The organism is Serratia sp. CY56464, from assembly GCF_052168435.1.
Lineage (GTDB): Bacteria > Pseudomonadota > Gammaproteobacteria > Enterobacterales > Enterobacteriaceae > Serratia > Serratia marcescens.
The window spans coordinates 2,409,610-2,427,461 of sequence record NZ_JBJNMV010000001.1; the positions used below are offsets into that span (position 1 = coordinate 2,409,610).

Consider the following 17,852-nt stretch of genomic DNA (forward strand, 5'->3'; position numbering starts at 1 on the left):
AGCAGATTGTGCTGTTTCATCAGGGGAGCGCAGAGCCTCCTTTTTCGCTATGCTAGCGATCGGAATATAAAGCGACCCGAGTTGAACATGCCTTCTCTGTTATTAGTTGATGACCACCCGGTGGTTCATGTCGCACTGGAAGCGGCGCTAATGAAATCATCCCGCCCCTACCGCCTGCAGGCGGCGCAGGACGACGTCCAGGCGTTGGCTCTGCTGGCCGAGGCCGCTTTCGGCCTGGTGATCCTGGATATCGGCCTGCCGCAGGTCGATGGGCTGCAGCTGTTGAAAAAAATCCGCCGCCGCTACCCGCAACAAAAGATCCTGATCTATACCGCGCAAGAGGCCGATGTGTATGCGCGCATGGCGCATGCCGCCGGCGCCGACGGTTTCGTCAATAAAGGCAGCTCGCTGGCGGAGTTGGTGCTGGCGATCGAGCAGGTGCTGGACGGTGAAGCCAGTTTCCCCGCCGCCGCGCTGGCCGAAGAAGCGCCGACGGCGGACGGCGGGCTGCTCACGCCCAAGGAGCTCGAGGTGCTGGGTTTGCTGAGCCAGGGGCTGTCCAACCTGCAGATCGCCGACCGGCTGCACATCAGCAACAAGACCGTCAGCACGCATAAGAAAAACATCCAGCGCAAAACCGGCGCCGGTAATCTGCTGGAGCTGGTGGCGGTATTTAAAGAGCTGGCGCCATGATGCGCCGCGCCCTGCTGCTGCTGATCCTGTGGTGCGGCCTGGCGCAGGCGGGGGAGCCGGTGCGCTATCAGCTGGTCAGCAATCTGAATACCCCCGAGAACATGCTGATCGTCGGCGAGAAAAACCCCTGGCGCGACCACACGCTGCGCGTCGGCATCATCAGTGAGAACACCAGCCCGTACAACATCATTGTGGATGACGATCTGTATGGGCTGAACGCCGACTACCTCGGCTATATCCAGCAGGTAACCGGCATTCGCTTCGCCATTTACGGCTTCGCCGATCTGACGCAGCTGGAGCAGGCGCTGCACGACGGCAAAATCGATCTGCTGTATGGCATCCCGCAAAGTGAAGCGCTGCACGGATTGGCGATCTCTCAGCCCTATTACGTCAGCAACCTGCGCGTATTGCGCGACCGCAGCAACGATCGGCCGGTGATGCTCAACTCCGCCAATGCCCGCGTCGCGATCGGCGCGCTGACCGACATGCAGTCCGGCGGCGCCCTGCAGGCGGTGGCGTCGCAGATCCAGCGCTACGACAACAACCTGCAGGCGGTCTATTCGCTGCTCAACGGCAGCAGCGACTACTTTATCGCCGACGAGGCCAGCGCCAGCTTTATCATCGACCAGTTGCAGCTCGGCCAGCTCTATCAGATTGAAAGCAACGAGAACCTGGGCAACCTGTCCTTCGTGTTCGCCGCCGCCGACCCGCGGCTGATAGATACGCTGGACACCGCCATCGCCGACGCGCCGATGGAGCTGATGAATGCCCTGCAGAGCCGCTGGAGCAAAAAGATCCCCAGCTACCTCGATACCGGCAATGCCGATCTGACGACGATGGAGAAGAATTGGGTGGCGAGCCACCGCGTGGTTTACTACGCCGCCATCGAGAACAATTTCCCGTTCGCCTACCGCGGCTCCGACGGCCAGCCGCGCGGCTACGCCATCGATATTCTCAACATCATCGCGCAAAACACCGGGCTGCGTTTCGCGCCGCTGTGGGCGCGCAACGCCGAGCAGGCCGATCAGCTGGTGCAATCCGGCCAGGCCAGCTTCCGCGCCGCCCTGCCGCTGGCGCGCGGCGTCAAGGCGCGCTACAGCGCCAGCATGCCGATCCACCGTTCGCTGTGGGGCGTTTACGTCGGCCAGTATGCCAACGGCGTCTCGACCTGGGGCGATCTGGCCGGCAAGCGCATCGGCGTGCTGCAGGGCGATTTGGCGCAGGGGCTGGTGCCGGAGCAGGAACAGACCGTCAGCTTCGCCGACAGCAAGTCGATGTACGACGCGCTGGCCAACGGCCAGCTGGATGCGCTGGTGGATAACGTCATCTCCGCCAACTTTTTGGCGCTGTCGCGCTATTCCGGCGCCATCAAGCTGGCCTTCGCCGCCAACAACATCCCCTATCCGGTGGCTTTCGGCGTGCGCCGCGATCAGCCGCTGCTGCTGGCGATCCTCGATAAGAACCTGATGCAGATCCCGGCGGATACCCTGCAATCGCTGCGCGACGAGTGGATCGTCGATCGCAGCAACCTGATCGACGCGGTGAACGACAACCGCATGCCGCCGCAGACCACCTGGCTGCTGGCGCTGTTGGCCGCCGCTACCGTGCTGCTGTTGGCGCTGACTCTGCGCCGTTTCATGCTGCAGCGCCGTGAAAAACGCGAACGCGAAGAGCTCGAGCAGGCGCGCCGCCGCGCCGAAGCGGAAAATCGCATGAAGAGCAAATTCCTCGCCACCGTCAGCCATGAACTGCGCACGCCGATGCACGCCATCCTCGGCCTGCTGGAACTGGAGCTCAAACGCCAACCTGCGCCGGAAGGCCTGCCGGTGATTTACAGTTCGGCCTCATCGCTGCTCAACCTGCTCAACGACCTGCAGGATCACGCGCGGTTGGAAACCGGGTCGTTGACGTTGGCGCCAAAACCGGTGGCGCTGCGCCCCTGGGTCGCGCGCATCGACGCCCTTTACCGACCGCTGATCGGCGATCGGCCGTTGACGCTGAGCGTGGTGGCGGATCTGGCGCTGCCGGAGGCGGTGGTCATTGATGGTGAGCGTTTACTTCAGGTGGCTAACAACCTGATAAACAACGCGATAAAGTTCACGCCGCGCGGTGCCATTCAGGTCGAAGTCGGCTGGCGCGCGCAGGATGAACGGCAGGGGGAATTGCATCTGACAGTGAACGACAGCGGCTGCGGCATCGCCGCCGATGAGGTAGGCAAGCTGTTTCAACCGTTTTACCGCGCGCGCGGCGCGCAACGCATCTCGGTGCAAGGAACCGGTTTGGGCCTGTCGATCTGCAAAGAAATCGTCGAACAGATGGGCGGCCGCATCGCGTTGCACTCGCAGCCGGGCGTCGGTACACGCGTCGAGGTCGCGATACCGGTCGAGCTGAGCGGCGCGCCGCCGGCTGTCGCCCCGGCAGAGCGTAGCTTTGATCTGCCGTCTTCCGCCATGCGTACCGCGCTGATCGACGATCATCCCACCAATCTGTTGCTGCTGGAACGCCAGCTGCGCCACTTCGGGCTGCAGCCGGCCCGCTTTGAACAAGGCTATGCGCTGCTGCAGGCCCAGCGCCGGCAGCCGTTCGATCTGCTGTTTATCGACTATAACATGCCGCGCCCGGACGGACTGACGCTGGCCAGGCTGATCCGGCGCGACGAACAGCGGCTGCAGCGCCCGCCTTGCCGCATCGTGCTCTGCTCGGCAGACGTGCAGGAGTTTACCCGCATCCCGCCGGGCCTGGTGGCGATCGACCACTTCCTGACCAAGCCGATTTCACTGGCGGCAATCGGCCAGGTATTGACTCAGCAACCGCAGGCTCAGGAAGAAAAGTCAGTCCTTACTGACCTACGGCAAACGCTGGCTGAGATGGCGGGCGGCGATCGCGCCATGATGCAGCGGCTGGCGCAGACGCTCAACGACACGCTGCGGCAAGACCGGCAGCGGCTCGCGGATGCCGTCGCCGCGAGCGACTGGCCACGCCTGGAACAGGCGGCACACCGCATCAAGGGCAGCCTGCTGATGCTGCAGTTGCCGGAAGCCGCGCGGCTGTGCCAGCAACTGGTGGAAACCGCACGTCGGGGCGAACTTGCCGCCGCCGCTTATACTAAATTAAAGGCGTCAGTGGCGCAGATAGAACCGGAGCTGGACGCTCTGCTCGCCGCCGCCCCCACTTTCGCTATGCATAAGGATGAATAATGTCGGACACTCCACACGTACACCTGCCGAAAGACAGTAATAGTAAACGCCTACTGACCGCTTTTTTAGTCACCGCCGTCTTTATGGTGGCCGAAGTGGCCGGCGGCCTATTGTCCGGCTCGCTGGCGCTGTTGGCCGACGCCGGGCACATGCTGACCGATGCCGCCGCGCTGTTGGTGGCGCTGATGGCGGTGCACTTTTCCCAGCGCAAGCCCAACGCGCGCCACACCTTCGGCTATCTGCGCCTGACCACCCTGGCGGCCTTCCTCAACGCCGCGGCGCTACTGGTGATCGTGGTATTCATCCTGTGGGAGGCGATACGGCGTTTCTTCGAACCACAGCCGGTGATGGGTACTCCGATGCTGATCATCGCCATAGCGGGGCTGCTGGCGAACCTGTTCGCCTTCTGGCTGCTGCATCGCGGCAGCGAAGAGAAAAATATCAACGTGAGGGCGGCCGCGCTGCATGTGTTGGGCGACCTGCTCGGCTCGGTGGGCGCCATCGTCGCCGCCATCGTCATTCTCGCCACCGGCTGGACGCCGATTGACCCGATCCTGTCGGTGCTGGTCTCCTGTCTGGTGCTGCGCAGCGCCTGGCGGCTGCTGAAGGAGAGCTTCCACGAGCTGCTGGAAGGCACGCCGCAGGAGGTCGACATCGCCAAGCTGCAAAAAGACCTGTGCCTGAACATCCCGGAAGTGCGCAATATCCACCACGTACACGTCTGGCAGATCGGCGAACAGAAGCTGATGACGCTGCATGCGCAGGTGATCCCGCCGCATGACCACGATGGGCTGTTGCAACGTATCCAGGCTTATCTGTTGGAACACTACAAGATCGGCCACGTGACCATTCAGATGGAGTACCGGCACTGCGAGACGCCGGACTGCGGTATCAACCGGGCACCGGAGCCGAGTGAACACTCACATGCCGAAGCGCATTCCCATCTGGGGCATCACCACTAAGCCACGAGGGCGCCATCACGGCGCCCTCTGCGTTGTTACGGTGCGGAAGAGAGCGGATTGGAACGGTTGCGCCCGGCGCTCTTGATCCACAGCCAGGAGCCGTTCAGGGCGATCAGCGTCAGAATGACATACTCCAGCGCCATCGCGTACACGCCCTGGTAGGCGAAGATCGCCACGCTGATGACATCGATAACCACCCACAGCAGCCAGTTTTCCACGTACTTGCGCGTCATCAGGATCATCGCCACGATGGAGAGCACCATCATCGCCGAATCCCAGAACGGGAACGCGTCCGGCTGCAGCGTCGGCATCTGCACGTTCAGCCCCAGCCCTTGCATCACCGCCACCGCAATCTGCGTCAGCCAGGCGAACACGCGGTCGATGTTGAAGGTCATCAGGCCGATGCCGATGACGCAAACCGCCGCCCAGGCCAACGCTTTCGGCAGCGGCAGCCAGCGGATCTGCAGCTCGGCCTGATTATCCTGGGTTTGGCGGCTCCAGGCATACCAACCGTAAATATTGGCGCCGAAGAAAAACAGCTGCAGCAGCAGGCTGGCGTACAGCTGGATCTGGAAGAAAATCACCGCGAACAGCGTGACGTTGATCAGGCCGAACAGGTAGTTGATGATTTTTTCCTTGCTGGCGTACCAGATGCACAGCAACCCGAACAGTGTGCCGATGGCTTCGATCCACGACAGATCGTAACCGCCCGCGCCAAGCGGAATATGCACCAGAATATTGCTGGTACTGAAGAAGCTCATGAGGTCATCCTTTTAAACGGTTAAGCGTTGCCTTTAACCTGCATCTTAAGCTGAGCGGCGAAATCCAGCATGCGGTTCAGCGGCACCAGCGCCTTTTCACGCAGCGCGGCGTCCACGTGGATCTCATGCTGCGCGCCCCCCTGCTCCAGCCCTTCGGCAATCGCCTTCAGGCCATTCATCGCCATCCACGGGCAATGCGCGCAGCTGCGGCAGGTCGCGCCTTCCCCGGCGGTCGGCGCTTCGAACAGCTCCTTGTCCGGACAAGCCTGCTGCATCTTGTAAAAGATACCGCGATCGGTGGCGACGATCAGCTGTTGATGCGGCAATGTTTTCGCCGCCTGAATCAGTTGGCTGGTCGATCCCACCGCATCCGCCAGCTCGACCACCGCCTGAGGCGATTCGGGATGTACCAGGATGGCCGCCTGCGGATAGAGCGCCTTCATGCGCCGCAGCGCCTGGGTCTTAAACTCGTCATGGACAATGCAGGCGCCTTGCCAACACAACACGTCAGCGCCGGTCTGCTTCTGCACGTAGCTGCCGAGATGACGATCCGGCGCCCAGATAATTTTCTCGCCCAGGCTATCCAGATGCTCGATCAGTTCGACGGCGATGCTGGAGGTCACCACCCAGTCAGCGCGCGCTTTGACCGCCGCCGAGGTATTCGCATAGACCACCACAGTGCGATCGGGATGGCTGTCGCAAAACGCATGAAATTCCTCTTCCGGGCAGCCCAGATCCAGCGAACATTCGGCAAACAGCGTCGGCATCAGCACCTGCTTTTCCGGGCTGAGGATCTTGGCGGTTTCCCCCATGAAACGCACGCCGGCCACCAACAGCGTGGAAGCCGGATGCGCGCTGCCGAAGCGTGCCATTTCCAGCGAATCCGCCACGCAGCCGCCGGTTTCTTCCGCCAGCGCCTGGATTTCCGGATCGGTATAATAGTGGGCGACCATCACCGCGTTGCGCTGCTTGAGCAGGGTTTTGATCTTTTCGCGATAAAAGGCTTTTTCGGCTACGTCCAGCGGTACCGGTTTAGGCGGGAAGGGATACACCGCCGCATTGACATCAAACATTTCACTCATCGCTGCAATCTCATGCTAGGCTGGGCGCCTGCCGCTTGAATATTGCCTGCCGCAACGCCCTTCGTTTTATATACTAAACAAAATACCTAAATCAGCGCGAAAAGTCCGCTGATATTTTCAATTTTGCGCACCTATTGTTTAATAGATTAAAAACACAGGCATTGCCCGCGCAGTTCACAGCGGATAACCGCTTGGCGAGAACGTATAGCCGTTCAGAAAAGCGCGGGATGACGATCGGTGTGTTGTTGAAACGAGAAAGCAGCGGATTCAGATTGCGGTGATGCGGATGCGATAAAAGGCGCTTTTTCTGAATGGGTGGGTCGTGCAGGATTGATTCGGCCTGTGGCCTCACCCTGCGGGCAACGCTGCGCGTTGTCGTATCTCTGAACCTGAGCGCAGGATCTCACCCGCACGACTCGGTGACCATGTTAGCGAGAAGATGAGGTCAGGTTTGGATGTTACAGAAACGAAAAAAGCGCCCAAAGGCGCTTTTTTCTGAATTGGTGGGTCGTGCAGGATTCGAACCTGCGACCAATTGATTAAAAGTCAACTGCTCTACCAACTGAGCTAACGACCCGCAGTGTGGTGGGTGATGACGGGCTCGAACCGCCGACCCCCTCCGTGTAAAGGAGATGCTCTACCAACTGAGCTAATCACCCACTGCTGTGGTACTGCTATTTTTCACATCTTGTCCACTCAAAGCGTGGTGGATCGTGCAGGATAACTCGGCCTTTGGCCTCGCCCTTCGGGCCATCACCGGAGTGATGTTGTCTCGCTTCGCGAGACTCGAACCTTTACGGTTCTCATCCTGACGATTTAACACCTTGCTCTATTAAAGAGTGGTGGGTCGTGCAGGATTCGAACCTGCGACCAATTGATTAAAAGTCAACTGCTCTACCAACTGAGCTAACGACCCACTGATGTGGTTTACTGCTGATGGCGAATAGGTTATTGGAACCGACTCGCGGAAAACAAGGATGGGGATGTTCAGGACAACTCGACGGGTACTCGACTCGGACCTTTACTTTGCCACATCAAACCGATTCTGAAGCTGCCATTCTTAAAGAATGGTGGGTCGTGCAGGATAACTCGGCCTTTGGCCTCGCCCTTGCGGGCCATCACCGGAGTGATGTTGTCTCGCTTCGCGAGACTCGAACCTTTACGGTTCTCATCCTTTACGATTCTCTGTCGCAGCCATTCTTAAAGAATGGTGGGTCGTGCAGGATTCGAACCTGCGACCAATTGATTAAAAGTCAACTGCTCTACCAACTGAGCTAACGACCCATAACAGTGGTGGGTGATGACGGGCTCGAACCGCCGACCCCCTCCGTGTAAAGGAGATGCTCTACCAACTGAGCTAATCACCCACTGTTGTGGTTACTGCTACTTCAGAAATTGGTGGGTCGTGCAGGATGACTCGGCCTTTGGCCTCGCCCTGACGGGCCATCACTTCGTGATGTTATCCTTCCCGATTCCACTTCATTTCTTGCTTCAAAATTGGTGGGTCGTGCAGGATTCGAACCTGCGACCAATTGATTAAAAGTCAACTGCTCTACCAACTGAGCTAACGACCCAATTTCCCTGCCGCTTTAACATCTTGCAAGATGTCTTGGCAACGGCGGCATATATTACTAATTTATCTTGGCAGCGCAACCTAAATTTTTTACCGATGCGTTCAACTGCTTGTTCTTCACGCGAATGAGCCCAGAAATCGGTCAAATCGACTAACTTCTGGGCTCATTTTTCTAGCCGTTAACCGCCTACGCGACTTTTCGCCTGCTTGGCCGCCGCACTGGTTGGGTATTGTTTAATCACCTGCTGGAACACGGCCTTGGCTTTATCAGCCTGCCCTTTTTCCTGCATGATGATACCCACCTTGTACATGGCGTCCGGCGCCTTCGGTGATTTAGCATAATTCTTCACCACCACCGCAAAATAGTAGGCCGCATCGTCTTTTTTACCCTTGTTGTAGAACAACTGGCCCAGCCAATAGTTGGCATTGGGCTGGTAAGTAGACTTCGGGTACTGTTTTACGAAGGACTGAAAGGCGGAAATCGCCTGGTCATACTGTTTTTTTTCCAGCGCCAGAGAAACAGCGGCGTTGTAGTCGCTGTTCTCATCACCGCCGCTCGGCGTTGCAGAAGCGGCTGCAGGCGCGCTGCTGCCCGCATCGGAAGATGCGCCTGCGGCTGCCCCGCCGGCAGCGCCCGCTGCCGCAGAGGCGCTCTGAGCGCCGCCCTGGCTGAGGCTATCCATCTGTTGATAGATTTGCTTCTGGCGTTCAACGACCTGATTCAACTGATACTGGCTTTCCTGGATTTGCCCACGGAGAGAATCAATGTCGCGTTGATTGTCAGAGAGTTGCTGCTGGAGTTGGTTTAAAAGCTGGCCTTGAGCATTGCTGATGCGCTCAAGCGAGGTGACACGGTCTTCGACCGAGCCGGAGCCGACATTACTGATTGGCGCTTGGGCAGTAGCGGCCCAAGGGGCCGCTACGCCAACCAGTAACGACAGACTCAACAGGTGACGTCTGAAGTTACTGTTCATGCGATTCTCTTAGTAAACCAGAACGGCACGACGGTTTTTAGCATAAGCCGCTTCGTCGTGGCCCAGTACTGCTGGTTTTTCTTTACCGTAAGAAACGATAGAGATCTGGTCAGCGGAAACGCCTTTACCCTGCAGGTACATTTTAACGGCGTTAGCACGACGCTCACCCAGAGCGATGTTGTATTCCGGCGTGCCGCGTTCGTCAGCGTGGCCTTCAACGGTCACTTTGTAAGACGGGTTGTTACGCAGGAATGCAGCGTGCGCGTCCAGCATCTGAGCGAATTCGGAGCTTACGTCATACTTGTCCAGGCCGAAGTAAACGATGTTGTTCTTCTGCAGTTCTTGCATCTGCAGACGAGCTTGTTCTTCGGAAGACAGGTTGCTGCTGCCGTTTTCCATACCAGTGCCGGCGCCAGCGCCCATACCAGATTGGTCGTTGTTCGCGCTTTTGTTAGAACTACAAGCTGCTACAGCCAGAACTGGCAGTGCCAGCAGAAGCCCTTTCAGCACTTTGTTCAGTTGCATTTCTTTGATCCTTTTATAGTTTGCCATACATATTTACACATGCATCACAGATACGGCGACCAGGCAGGGAATTTGACCTGTCCATCAGTTGCCGGAAGACGCGCTTTGAAACGCCCATCAGTTGACACCAACTGCAGCACGGAGCCCATACCTTGCGTGGAGCTATAGATCACCATGGTGCCGTTTGGCGCAATACTAGGCGTTTCATCCAGGAAGGTGCCGGTCAAAACCTGAACGGCGCCCGATCCAAGATCTTGTTTGGCGATGTGTTGTGCACCACTGTTGGTGCTCACCATCACCAGGAATTTACCGTCGGAGCTGACTTCAGAATCCTGGTTCTGAGAGCCTTCCCATGTCAGACGCTGTGCGGCACCGCCGCTGGCGCTGATTTTATAAATCTGCGGACGCCCGCCCTGGTCGGAGGTAAACGCCAGAGACTGGCCATCCGGGAACCAGGTCGGTTCGGTGTTGTTGTTGCGGCCATCGGTCAGCTGCGTGATCTGGCCGGAGCCGAGGTTCATCACGTACAGGTTCAGGCTGCCGCTCTTGGACAGCGCGAAGGCCAGCTTGCTGCCGTCCGGCGAGAACGCCGGCGCACCGTTGTGGCGCGGGAACGAAGCGATCTGGCGGATGGCGCCGTTAGCCAGGGTTTGCACCACCAGCGCGGAACGGCCGCTCTCGAAGGTCACGTAAGCCAGTTTGCTGCCGTCCGGCGACCAGGCCGGCGACATCAGCGGCTCAGGCGAACGGTGCACCGTGAACTGGTTGTAACCGTCGTAATCCGCTACGCGCAGCTCGTACGGGAATTTCCCGCCGTTGGTCTGCACCACGTAGGCGATACGGGTGCGGAACGCGCCCTTGATGCCGGTCAGCTTCTCGAACACTTCGTCGCTGGCGGTATGCGCAGAATAACGCAACCACTGTTTGGTCACTTTATACTGGTTCTGCGCCAATACGGTGCCCGGCGAACCCGAGGTGTCCACCAACTGGTAGGAGATCAGGTAGCTGCCGTCGGCGCCAGGCTGAACCTGGCCGACAACCACGGCGTCGATGCCCAATGCAGTCCAGGCCGCCGGCGTCACTTCAGACGCGGAAGTCGGTTGCTGCGGCATGCGCGCCACGTCGATCGGGTTGAATTTGCCGCTGTTGCGCAGATCCGCGCCGACAATCTTGCCGATATCTTCCGGCGGCGTGCCTGGACCCGCCCACTTAAACGGCACCACGCCAATCGGACGAGCGGAGTCGACCCCTTGGGTGATTTCAATGCGAACTTCCGCGTGCAACACGGACGCCCACAGAATTAAAAAACCTAGCGCTACTCGAAATGCCTGCTTCATCTCATCTCCCTTATCCAGGCGGGATGCCTGCGATAAATTAGCAGAATTTTAACAAACCAACTCACGTAAAACTACATAATCCCTGTTGGTTACCTTAGTACATCCCTGTGATCTTACTCAGCTCAAACAACCATTATTCCGGCCTGAACGTAAGGGGAGCATTCTTAAACACCTCATACACCGCCTGGCTTGGCGGTTTCGGGATCTTCGCCTGTTTCGCCGCGGCTATCGCCGCCTGACACAGTGCCGGATCGCCCCCTTCAGATTTAACGTCTACCAGAAAACCGTCCGGCGCCAGCTTGATTCGCAGGTCACATTTACGGCCCTTGTACAGATCCGCATCGTAGAACTTGCTTTGAATCGCAGCGGTAATCTGGCCAAGATAGCCATTGATTTCCGCCCCGCTGGCGCCAGCCGTTTTGGCATTGCCCTGGCCAGCCGGTTTACCGTCACCCTTCTGCTTGCTGCCACCTTTCGGCGCGTTCTTGCCGTCCGCCAGGCCACCAAACAGGTCATCAACTTCCGCCGATTGCTTCGCAGCCTCGGCGGCGGCTTTTTTCTTCTCTGCAGCAGCTTTCTTGGCTGCCGCAGCTTTCTCAGCGGCGGCCGCTTTCTTCTCTGCCTCGGCGGCAGCCTTCTTCTCGGCTTCCGCTGCGGCTTTTTTCTCGGCTTCAGCAGCCGCTTTCTTCTCCGCAGCCTCTGCAGCTTTTTGCTCTGCGGCAGCGGCTGCGGCTTTCTTCGCCTCTTCCGCCTGTTTCTTGGCGGCGGCGGCAGCGGCCGCTTCTTTCTTGGCTTCCGCTTCGGCTTTCTTCTGCGCGTCCGCCTGCGCCTTGGCGACCTTGTCCGCTTCGGCCTTCGCCTTGGCGGCGGCGGCTTCGGCGACCTTCTGTTGCTCTTTGGCTTTCGCTGCAGCGGCTTCCGCCGCTTTTTGCTGCTCGGCGGCCTGCTTCTGCTGCTCCGCCGCCTTCTGCTGTTGCTCAGCCTGCGCTTTGGCGTCCTGCGCGGCTTTCTCCTGCGCCGCCAAACGCTCTTTCTCCAGCTCTTTCAGGCGCTGCTGTTGCTCCGCCTGCTTCTGCTGAAGCTCTTCGGCCTGTTGCTCCGCTTTTTTCTGGCGCTGCTTCTCGGCACGCTGCGCATCGTTGCTCTGCTGCTGCTGGCGGTTGTACTGCTCCACCACCGCGCCGGGATCGACCATTACCGCGCCCACTACAGAACCATCGCCGCCGCCGCCGGCGCTCATGTCGACCTTTTCCTGCAGCGATCCCCAAATCAGCAGGGCAATCAGTATGAAGTGCAGAACGACCGAAACAATAACGGCGCGGTTCAGCTTATCGTTTTGCTCAGTTGCCTTTACCAAAATAGATTCCCAAAAACTGGTGTTGCTTATACGGGGTTCCTGGGCCGCAGCGCAGGAACCGGGTTGCCGTTCGCCTTACGGTCAGATCGGCTGGGTCATCAGCCCCACGGAAGCTACGCCCGCCTGATGGAGAATATTCAATGCCTTGATAATCTCATCGTAAGGGACTTCCTTCGCACCGCCGATCAAAAAGACCGTTTTCGGGTTAGCCGCCAAACGCGACTTGGCTTCGGCCGCGACTTGTTCAGGCGGCAGCAGCTCCATACGGTTGTGATCCACCACCAGGGTGTATTGACCTACGCCGGAAACCTCAAGGATCACCGGCGGATTGTCATCGCTGGACACCGTTTTGGAATCGGTGGCGTCCGGCAGGTCAACCTCCACGCTCTGCGTGATGATTGGCGCGGTTGCCATAAAGATCAGCAGCAGCACCAGCAACACGTCGAGCAGCGGAACGATGTTAATTTCGGACTTCAGCTCGCGCCGACTACGTCCACGTACTCTCGCCATGCTACCTCCTACTTATTTGCTGTCGCTGGAGAAGGCCTGACGATGCAGAATAGCGGTGAACTCTTCCATAAAGTTGTCGTAATTCTGCTCAAGCTTGTTGACGCGCTGGTTGAGACGGTTATAGGCCATTACCGCCGGGATGGCGGCGAACAGACCGATCGCGGTGGCGATCAACGCTTCGGCGATACCCGGCGCCACCATCTGCAGCGTGGCTTGCTTCACCGCGCCCAGCGCGATAAAGGCGTGCATGATCCCCCACACGGTGCCGAACAGACCGATGTACGGACTGATCGAACCGACGGTGCCGAGGAACGGAATATGGGTTTCCAGCGTTTCCAGCTCGCGGTTCATCGAAATGCGCATCGCACGCGACGCCCCTTCGATCACCGACTCCGGCGCATGGTTGTTGGCGCGGTGCAGGCGGGCGAACTCTTTGAAACCGGAATGGAAGATCTGCTCGGAACCGGTCAGGCTATCGCGACGCGCCTGACTTTCCTGGTACAGACGGGAAAGCTCGATACCGGACCAGAATTTGTCTTCAAAGGCTTCGGCGTCGCGCGTCGCCGCATTGAGGATGCGGGTGCGCTGAATGATGATCGCCCAGGAGGCTACCGAGAAGCATATCAAAATCAACATGATAAGCTTAACCAGCAGGCTCGCCTTCAAGAATAAATCTAGGATGTTCATGTCAGTCACTGCTTAAACTCCGCGACAATAGACTTAGGAAGCGCTCTTGGCTTCATTTGGTGTGGATCAATACAGGCAATCAGGACATCTGCCTGGCTCAGTAGGGCCCCGTCAGAATTGACAATGCGTTGAGCAAACGTGAGAGAAGCCCCGCGCAGAGAGGTGATTTCACTCTGGACCTCCAGTTGCTCGTCGAGACGAGCCGGAGCCAGATAATCCACCGTCATGCGCCGGACGACAAAAGCGACTTGTTCACTGAGCAGCTGCTGTTGATGAAAGTTGTGCTGACGCAGCATCTCTGTGCGCGCTCTTTCAAAAAAGGCGACGTAGCGGGCGTGATAGACCACACCACTGGCATCGGTATCCTCGTAGTAAACGCGAACCGGCCATCGAAACAACGTATTACTCACTCTACTTCCCAGCAATGCAATTTAACGCTGCTACTATACGCAAGACGGATCGGGTTGGGAATGGGTTACAAGATGGGAATGAAAATAATTATGGGCCGTGAGGGCCCATAACGTGGGGACATCGGGGAGATTATAAAGAAACGTAAAGTAATCCTGCGCACAAGATCACAATTGCGGGAAGCGGCGCGAAAAAAGCGCGCCAGACGCTGCGCTGCGGGCGGAATCCGAAACCGTGGATCACCCCGGCGCATACGGCCCAAATCAGCAACAGCCCTTCCCAAATCTCCAGCGAGCTGGTTTTGGCGGCGAAACGCGTCGGATCCCAGAACACGCACCCCGCCAAAATCAACGCCAGCACCAGGGAAAGGGCCCGAACGGGGCCCTTGTCGGTGACAGCGTACAGCTTGTCAATCACGGACGAGCTCATCACTTACCGTCTTGCTGAGCTTTGGTCGCTTCGCTCTGCTCAAGCGCCAGCGCCGTGATGATGCCGAAGGCGCAGGCAAGAAGCGTTCCGAGAATCCAGGCAAAATACCACATGGTTTAGCTCCTTATCCTTAGTACAGCGAATGCTTGTTGTTTTCGATGTAATTCTTGTCGAGGCGACCGAACATTTTGTAGTACGACCAGCTGGTGTACGCCAAAACGATAGGCACGAAGATCGCCGCCACGACGGTCATCACTTTCAGCGTCAACAGGCTCGAGGTCGCGTCCCACATGGTCAGGCTGACGTTAGGCACGGTGCTGGACGGCATCACGAACGGGAACATGGTGACCCCGGCAGTGAGGATGACGCAGGCGATGGTCAGCGACGAGGTGACGAACGCCAGCGCGCCTTTCTCCAGACGCGAGAACAGGATGGTGAACAACGGCAGCACCACGCCCAGCGCAGGCAACGCCCACAGCAGCGGATACTTGTTGAAGTTGATCAGCCATGCGCCGGCCTGATGCGCCACTTCTTTACGCAGCGGGTTGGATTCCGCCATGGTGTCCAGCGCCGAAGTGATCACGTAGCCGTCGATGCCTTTCACCAGCCACACGCCCGCCAGCAGGAAGCATACCGCCATGATCAGCGTCGCGATCTGCGCTGCGGCGCGTGACCGCAGGTGGATCTCGCCGGTGGTGCGCATCTGCAGGTAAGTCGCGCCCTGAGTGACCAGCATGGTCAGACTGACCACGCCTGCCAACAGACCGAACGGATTCAGCAGTTGGAAGAAGTTGCCGGTGTAGAACAGACGCAGGTACTCGTCCACATGGAACGGCACGCCCTGCAGCAGGTTGCCGAACGCCACGCCGAACACCAATGCAGGCACGAAGGAACCGATGAAGATGCCCCAGTCCCACATGTTGCGCCAGCGGGTGCTCTCCAGCTTGGAACGGTAGTCAAAACCGACCGGGCGGAAGAACAAGGCCGCCAGCACCAGGATCATGGCGACGTAGAAGCCCGAGAAGGCCGCTGCGTAAACCATCGGCCAGGCGGCGAACAGCGCGCCGCCGGCGGTGATCAGCCACACCTGGTTACCGTCCCAGTGCGGAGCGATGGAGTTGATCATCACCCGGCGCTCTGTATCGGTTTTACCGATGATGCGCACCAGGATGCCGACGCCCATGTCGAAACCGTCGGTGACGGCGAAGCCGATCAGCAGTACGCCAACCAGCACCCACCAGATAAATCGCAGTACTTCATAGTCAAACATACGTGGACTCCTGTTTAGCGCGCTTCCTGCACGGCGGCAGTCGGTTGTTCAAAGTGGTAGCGGCCGGTTTTCAGGCTGCTTGGACCCAGACGCGCAAACTTGAACATCAGGTACATTTCAGCCACCAGGAACAGGGTGTACAAGCCGCAAATCAGCCCCATCGAGAACAGAATGTCGCCCGCGGTCAGCGAAGAGTTGGCGACTGCGGTCGGCAGCACCTCACCAATCGCCCACGGTTGACGGCCGTATTCCGCCACGAACCAGCCAGCTTCCACCGCGATCCACGGCAGCGGCAGGCCATACAGCGCCGCACGCAACAGCCATTTTTTCTGGCCGATGCGGCCGCGCACCACGCTCAGGAAGGACAGGCCGATAATCAGCAGCATCAGCACGCCACAGGCCACCATGATGCGGAAGGCGAAGTACAGCGGCGCCACGCGTGGAATGGAGTCCTTGGTCGCCTGCTGGATCTGCGCTTCCGTCGCGTCGCTGACGTTCGGGGTATAACGCTTCAGCAGCATGCCGTAGCCCAGGTCTTGCTTGGTTTTGTTGAATTCCGCACGCACCGCAGGATCGGTATTGCCGCCGCGCAGCTCTTCCAGCAGCTGGTAGGCTTTCATGCCGTTGCGGATGCGCACTTCATGTTGCGCCAGCAGATCTTTCAGGCCGGTGACCTGCGTGTCGGTGGAACGCGTGGCGATCAGGCCAAGCGCATACGGGATCTGAATAGAGAAGGAGTTTTCCATCTTGTCCTGATCGGGAATGCCGAACAGGGTGAAGGACGCCGGCGCCGGCTGGGTATCCCACTCCGCTTCAATGGCGGCCAGTTTGGTTTTCTGTACGTCGCCCATTTCGTAACCGGATTCGTCACCCAGCACGATCACCGACAGCACCGCAGCCATGCCGAAGCTGGCGGCGATGGCGAAGGAGCGCTTGGCGAAAGCGATGTCGCGGCCCTTCAGCAGATAGTAGGAGCTGATGCCCAGCACGAACATGGCGCCGGTGGTGTAACCTGCAGCCACGGTGTGAACGAATTTCACCTGCGCAACCGGGTTAAGCACCAGCTCGGAGAAGCTGACCATCTCCATGCGCATGGTTTCGAAGTTGAAATCCGACGCGATCGGGTTCTGCATCCAGCCGTTGGCGACCAGGATCCACAGCGCGGACAGGTTGGAGCCGAGGGCCACGAACCAGGTTACCGCCATGTGCTGCACCTTGCTCAGACGATCCCAGCCGAAGAAGAACAGGCCGACCAGCGTCGATTCAAGGAAGAACGCCATCAGACCTTCGATAGCCAGTGGGGCCCCGAAGATATCGCCGACGTAATGAGAGAAATACGACCAGTTGGTCCCGAACTGGAACTCCATGGTCAAACCGGTGGCCACACCCAGAGCAAAGTTAATCGCAAATAACTTTCCCCAGAATTTGGTCATGTCTTTATAGATTTGTTTGCCAGACAGGACATATACCGTTTCCATAATTGCCAGCAAGAACGCCATACCGAGCGTTAATGGGACAAATAAGAAATGGTACATCGCCGTTAAAGCAAACTGTAAGCGCGACAGTTCGACAATATCAAACATCTTGACTCCTTGCTCCTCGCAGGAAGACTCCGACACGCGGTTATCGGCATGCTTCTTTCAAAGCCGCCAGTAACGCCCCGCAGTGAATGCCCTTAAACACAACAAATTTGATCCAGCTTCTCCGCTTTCAACCGCACACTCGCCAATAGCCTCTCGGGCCGTCGACAAGCACGCCACTGAAAACCGACAACGGGTAACAAATGCAACAAGATCAACCATCCATAATCACAACATGGATGATACTCGCCCAATCCCACACAATAAATAGGTTTTTACGTGACGTGGGTTGGACTTTTGGTTACAGGTCAAATCTTAGCCGAAAGAGGTACTTCGGGCTAATTTGATCTGAGACAATTTAAGCCTATCCGCATATTATTTCCATATTCATCAGCACATTTCGCCTATTTTTCTTGAGGGCATGTTGCGCAATGGTTTAATTGTTTTTTAATGATATTTTTGTGTTAAATAAATGTAATTTAAAAGAGCCGCCATTGTATTATTACG

General features: G+C 58.1%; 16 protein-coding genes, 6 tRNA genes and 3 other RNA genes. 3 read left to right on the top strand and 22 right to left on the bottom strand.

Annotated elements, in window-relative coordinates:
* Positions 1 to 87 precede the first annotated feature (87 nt).
* Genes ACJ8KE_RS11745 through zitB form a run of 3 tightly spaced genes read left to right on the top strand, consistent with a single transcriptional unit; the run spans position 88 to position 4,852 of the window.
* Positions 88 to 693 carry a response regulator gene (locus ACJ8KE_RS11745; RefSeq protein ID WP_028127666.1) on the top strand — a complete coding sequence of 202 codons (606 nt, stop codon included), beginning with the start codon at positions 88 to 90 and terminating at the stop codon, positions 691 to 693.
* Positions 690 to 3,890 carry an ATP-binding protein gene (locus ACJ8KE_RS11750; RefSeq protein WP_116403653.1) on the top strand — a complete coding sequence of 1,067 codons (3,201 nt, stop codon included), beginning with the start codon at positions 690 to 692 and terminating at the stop codon, positions 3,888 to 3,890. The genes ACJ8KE_RS11745 and ACJ8KE_RS11750 overlap by 4 nt, the downstream gene beginning before the upstream one ends.
* The gene (zitB, locus tag ACJ8KE_RS11755) at positions 3,890 to 4,852 is read left to right on the top strand and encodes a CDF family zinc transporter ZitB (RefSeq protein WP_028127667.1); all 963 of its coding nucleotides are present in this window, start codon (positions 3,890 to 3,892) and stop codon (positions 4,850 to 4,852) included. The genes ACJ8KE_RS11750 and zitB overlap by 1 nt, the downstream gene beginning before the upstream one ends.
* Before the next feature lie 35 nt (positions 4,853 to 4,887).
* On the opposite strand, the gene pnuC is transcribed toward zitB, so the two are convergent.
* The 22 genes from pnuC to cydA form a co-directional block, all read right to left on the bottom strand.
* Positions 4,888 to 5,613, bottom strand: coding sequence for a nicotinamide riboside transporter PnuC (gene pnuC / locus ACJ8KE_RS11760; protein ID WP_016928721.1), 726 nt, complete (start codon positions 5,611 to 5,613; stop codon positions 4,888 to 4,890).
* A gap of 20 nt (positions 5,614 to 5,633) precedes the next feature.
* Complete coding sequence (gene nadA / locus ACJ8KE_RS11765; RefSeq protein ID WP_015376982.1) at positions 5,634 to 6,695, bottom strand: quinolinate synthase NadA; 1,062 nt, start codon at positions 6,693 to 6,695, stop codon at positions 5,634 to 5,636.
* 313 nt (positions 6,696 to 7,008) lie between these two features.
* Positions 7,009 to 7,122, bottom strand: a non-coding RNA gene (locus ACJ8KE_RS11770) — RtT sRNA.
* 74 nt (positions 7,123 to 7,196) lie between these two features.
* Positions 7,197 to 7,272 (bottom strand) — tRNA-Lys (locus ACJ8KE_RS11775).
* Between the two features lie 6 nt (positions 7,273 to 7,278).
* A tRNA-Val gene (locus ACJ8KE_RS11780) sits at positions 7,279 to 7,354 on the bottom strand.
* 45 nt (positions 7,355 to 7,399) lie between these two features.
* Positions 7,400 to 7,522, bottom strand: a non-coding RNA gene (locus ACJ8KE_RS11785) — RtT sRNA.
* 13 nt (positions 7,523 to 7,535) lie between these two features.
* Positions 7,536 to 7,611 (bottom strand) — tRNA-Lys (locus ACJ8KE_RS11790).
* A gap of 152 nt (positions 7,612 to 7,763) precedes the next feature.
* A non-coding RNA gene (locus tag ACJ8KE_RS11795) (RtT sRNA) lies at positions 7,764 to 7,888 on the bottom strand.
* A 15-nt stretch (positions 7,889 to 7,903) separates the two neighbouring features.
* Positions 7,904 to 7,979: transfer RNA gene (locus ACJ8KE_RS11800), tRNA-Lys, on the bottom strand.
* Positions 7,980 to 7,986: 7 nt separating this feature from the next.
* Positions 7,987 to 8,062: transfer RNA gene (locus tag ACJ8KE_RS11805), tRNA-Val, on the bottom strand.
* A 131-nt stretch (positions 8,063 to 8,193) separates the two neighbouring features.
* Positions 8,194 to 8,269 (bottom strand) — tRNA-Lys (locus tag ACJ8KE_RS11810).
* Positions 8,270 to 8,447: 178 nt separating this feature from the next.
* Complete coding sequence (cpoB, locus tag ACJ8KE_RS11815) at positions 8,448 to 9,242, bottom strand: cell division protein CpoB (RefSeq protein ID WP_004939852.1); 795 nt, start codon at positions 9,240 to 9,242, stop codon at positions 8,448 to 8,450.
* Between the two features lie 9 nt (positions 9,243 to 9,251).
* Positions 9,252 to 9,767: a peptidoglycan-associated lipoprotein Pal gene (pal, locus tag ACJ8KE_RS11820; RefSeq protein WP_004939853.1), complete on the bottom strand. Its 516-nt coding sequence runs from the start codon at positions 9,765 to 9,767 to the stop codon at positions 9,252 to 9,254.
* Positions 9,768 to 9,811: 44 nt separating this feature from the next.
* Complete coding sequence (gene tolB / locus ACJ8KE_RS11825; RefSeq protein WP_004939856.1) at positions 9,812 to 11,104, bottom strand: Tol-Pal system beta propeller repeat protein TolB; 1,293 nt, start codon at positions 11,102 to 11,104, stop codon at positions 9,812 to 9,814.
* Between the two features lie 133 nt (positions 11,105 to 11,237).
* Positions 11,238 to 12,461: a cell envelope integrity protein TolA gene (gene tolA / locus ACJ8KE_RS11830; RefSeq protein WP_442517246.1), complete on the bottom strand. Its 1,224-nt coding sequence runs from the start codon at positions 12,459 to 12,461 to the stop codon at positions 11,238 to 11,240.
* A gap of 81 nt (positions 12,462 to 12,542) precedes the next feature.
* Complete coding sequence (tolR, locus tag ACJ8KE_RS11835; protein WP_004939859.1) at positions 12,543 to 12,971, bottom strand: colicin uptake protein TolR; 429 nt, start codon at positions 12,969 to 12,971, stop codon at positions 12,543 to 12,545.
* A 12-nt stretch (positions 12,972 to 12,983) separates the two neighbouring features.
* A complete protein-coding gene (gene tolQ / locus ACJ8KE_RS11840; protein WP_004939862.1) occupies positions 12,984 to 13,667 on the bottom strand; it encodes a Tol-Pal system protein TolQ in 684 nt (227 codons plus the stop codon).
* Entirely contained in the window at positions 13,664 to 14,068 is a 405-nt protein-coding gene (gene ybgC / locus ACJ8KE_RS11845) for a tol-pal system-associated acyl-CoA thioesterase (RefSeq protein WP_004939863.1), read from the bottom strand. The genes tolQ and ybgC overlap by 4 nt, the downstream gene beginning before the upstream one ends.
* A 130-nt stretch (positions 14,069 to 14,198) precedes the next feature.
* Positions 14,199 to 14,495, bottom strand: a complete 297-nt coding sequence (gene ybgE, locus ACJ8KE_RS11850; RefSeq protein ID WP_004939866.1) for a cyd operon protein YbgE — start codon at positions 14,493 to 14,495, stop codon at positions 14,199 to 14,201.
* The gene (cydX, locus tag ACJ8KE_RS11855) at positions 14,495 to 14,608 is read right to left on the bottom strand and encodes a cytochrome bd-I oxidase subunit CydX (RefSeq protein ID WP_004939868.1); all 114 of its coding nucleotides are present in this window, start codon (positions 14,606 to 14,608) and stop codon (positions 14,495 to 14,497) included. The genes ybgE and cydX overlap by 1 nt, the downstream gene beginning before the upstream one ends.
* 17 nt (positions 14,609 to 14,625) lie before the next feature.
* Positions 14,626 to 15,765, bottom strand: coding sequence for a cytochrome d ubiquinol oxidase subunit II (cydB, locus tag ACJ8KE_RS11860; RefSeq protein ID WP_016928727.1), 1,140 nt, complete (start codon positions 15,763 to 15,765; stop codon positions 14,626 to 14,628).
* Positions 15,766 to 15,779: 14 nt separating this feature from the next.
* Positions 15,780 to 17,348 carry a cytochrome ubiquinol oxidase subunit I gene (gene cydA / locus ACJ8KE_RS11865; RefSeq protein WP_049300326.1) on the bottom strand — a complete coding sequence of 523 codons (1,569 nt, stop codon included), beginning with the start codon at positions 17,346 to 17,348 and terminating at the stop codon, positions 15,780 to 15,782.
* Positions 17,349 to 17,852 lie beyond the last annotated feature (504 nt).

Bases quoted from the DNA above. Each gene is read 5' to 3' on its own strand.
- pnuC (WP_016928721.1), bottom strand. From the start codon at position 5,613: ATGAGCTTCTTCAGTACCAGCAATATTCTGGTGCATATTCCGCTTGGC.
- ybgE (WP_004939866.1), bottom strand. From the start codon at position 14,495: ATGAGCTCGTCCGTGATTGACAAGCTGTACGCTGTCACCGACAAGGGC.
- pal (WP_004939853.1), bottom strand. From the start codon at position 9,767: ATGCAACTGAACAAAGTGCTGAAAGGGCTTCTGCTGGCACTGCCAGTT.
- cydA (WP_049300326.1), bottom strand. From the start codon at position 17,348: ATGTTTGATATTGTCGAACTGTCGCGCTTACAGTTTGCTTTAACGGCG.
- ACJ8KE_RS11745 (WP_028127666.1), top strand. From the start codon at position 88: ATGCCTTCTCTGTTATTAGTTGATGACCACCCGGTGGTTCATGTCGCA.
- zitB (WP_028127667.1), top strand. From the start codon at position 3,890: ATGTCGGACACTCCACACGTACACCTGCCGAAAGACAGTAATAGTAAA.
- cpoB (WP_004939852.1), bottom strand. From the start codon at position 9,242: ATGAACAGTAACTTCAGACGTCACCTGTTGAGTCTGTCGTTACTGGTT.
- ACJ8KE_RS11750 (WP_116403653.1), top strand. From the start codon at position 690: ATGATGCGCCGCGCCCTGCTGCTGCTGATCCTGTGGTGCGGCCTGGCG.
- cydB (WP_016928727.1), bottom strand. From the start codon at position 15,765: ATGTTTGACTATGAAGTACTGCGATTTATCTGGTGGGTGCTGGTTGGC.
- nadA (WP_015376982.1), bottom strand. From the start codon at position 6,695: ATGAGTGAAATGTTTGATGTCAATGCGGCGGTGTATCCCTTCCCGCCT.
- tolB (WP_004939856.1), bottom strand. From the start codon at position 11,104: ATGAAGCAGGCATTTCGAGTAGCGCTAGGTTTTTTAATTCTGTGGGCG.
- cydX (WP_004939868.1), bottom strand. From the start codon at position 14,608: ATGTGGTATTTTGCCTGGATTCTCGGAACGCTTCTTGCCTGCGCCTTC.
- tolR (WP_004939859.1), bottom strand. From the start codon at position 12,971: ATGGCGAGAGTACGTGGACGTAGTCGGCGCGAGCTGAAGTCCGAAATT.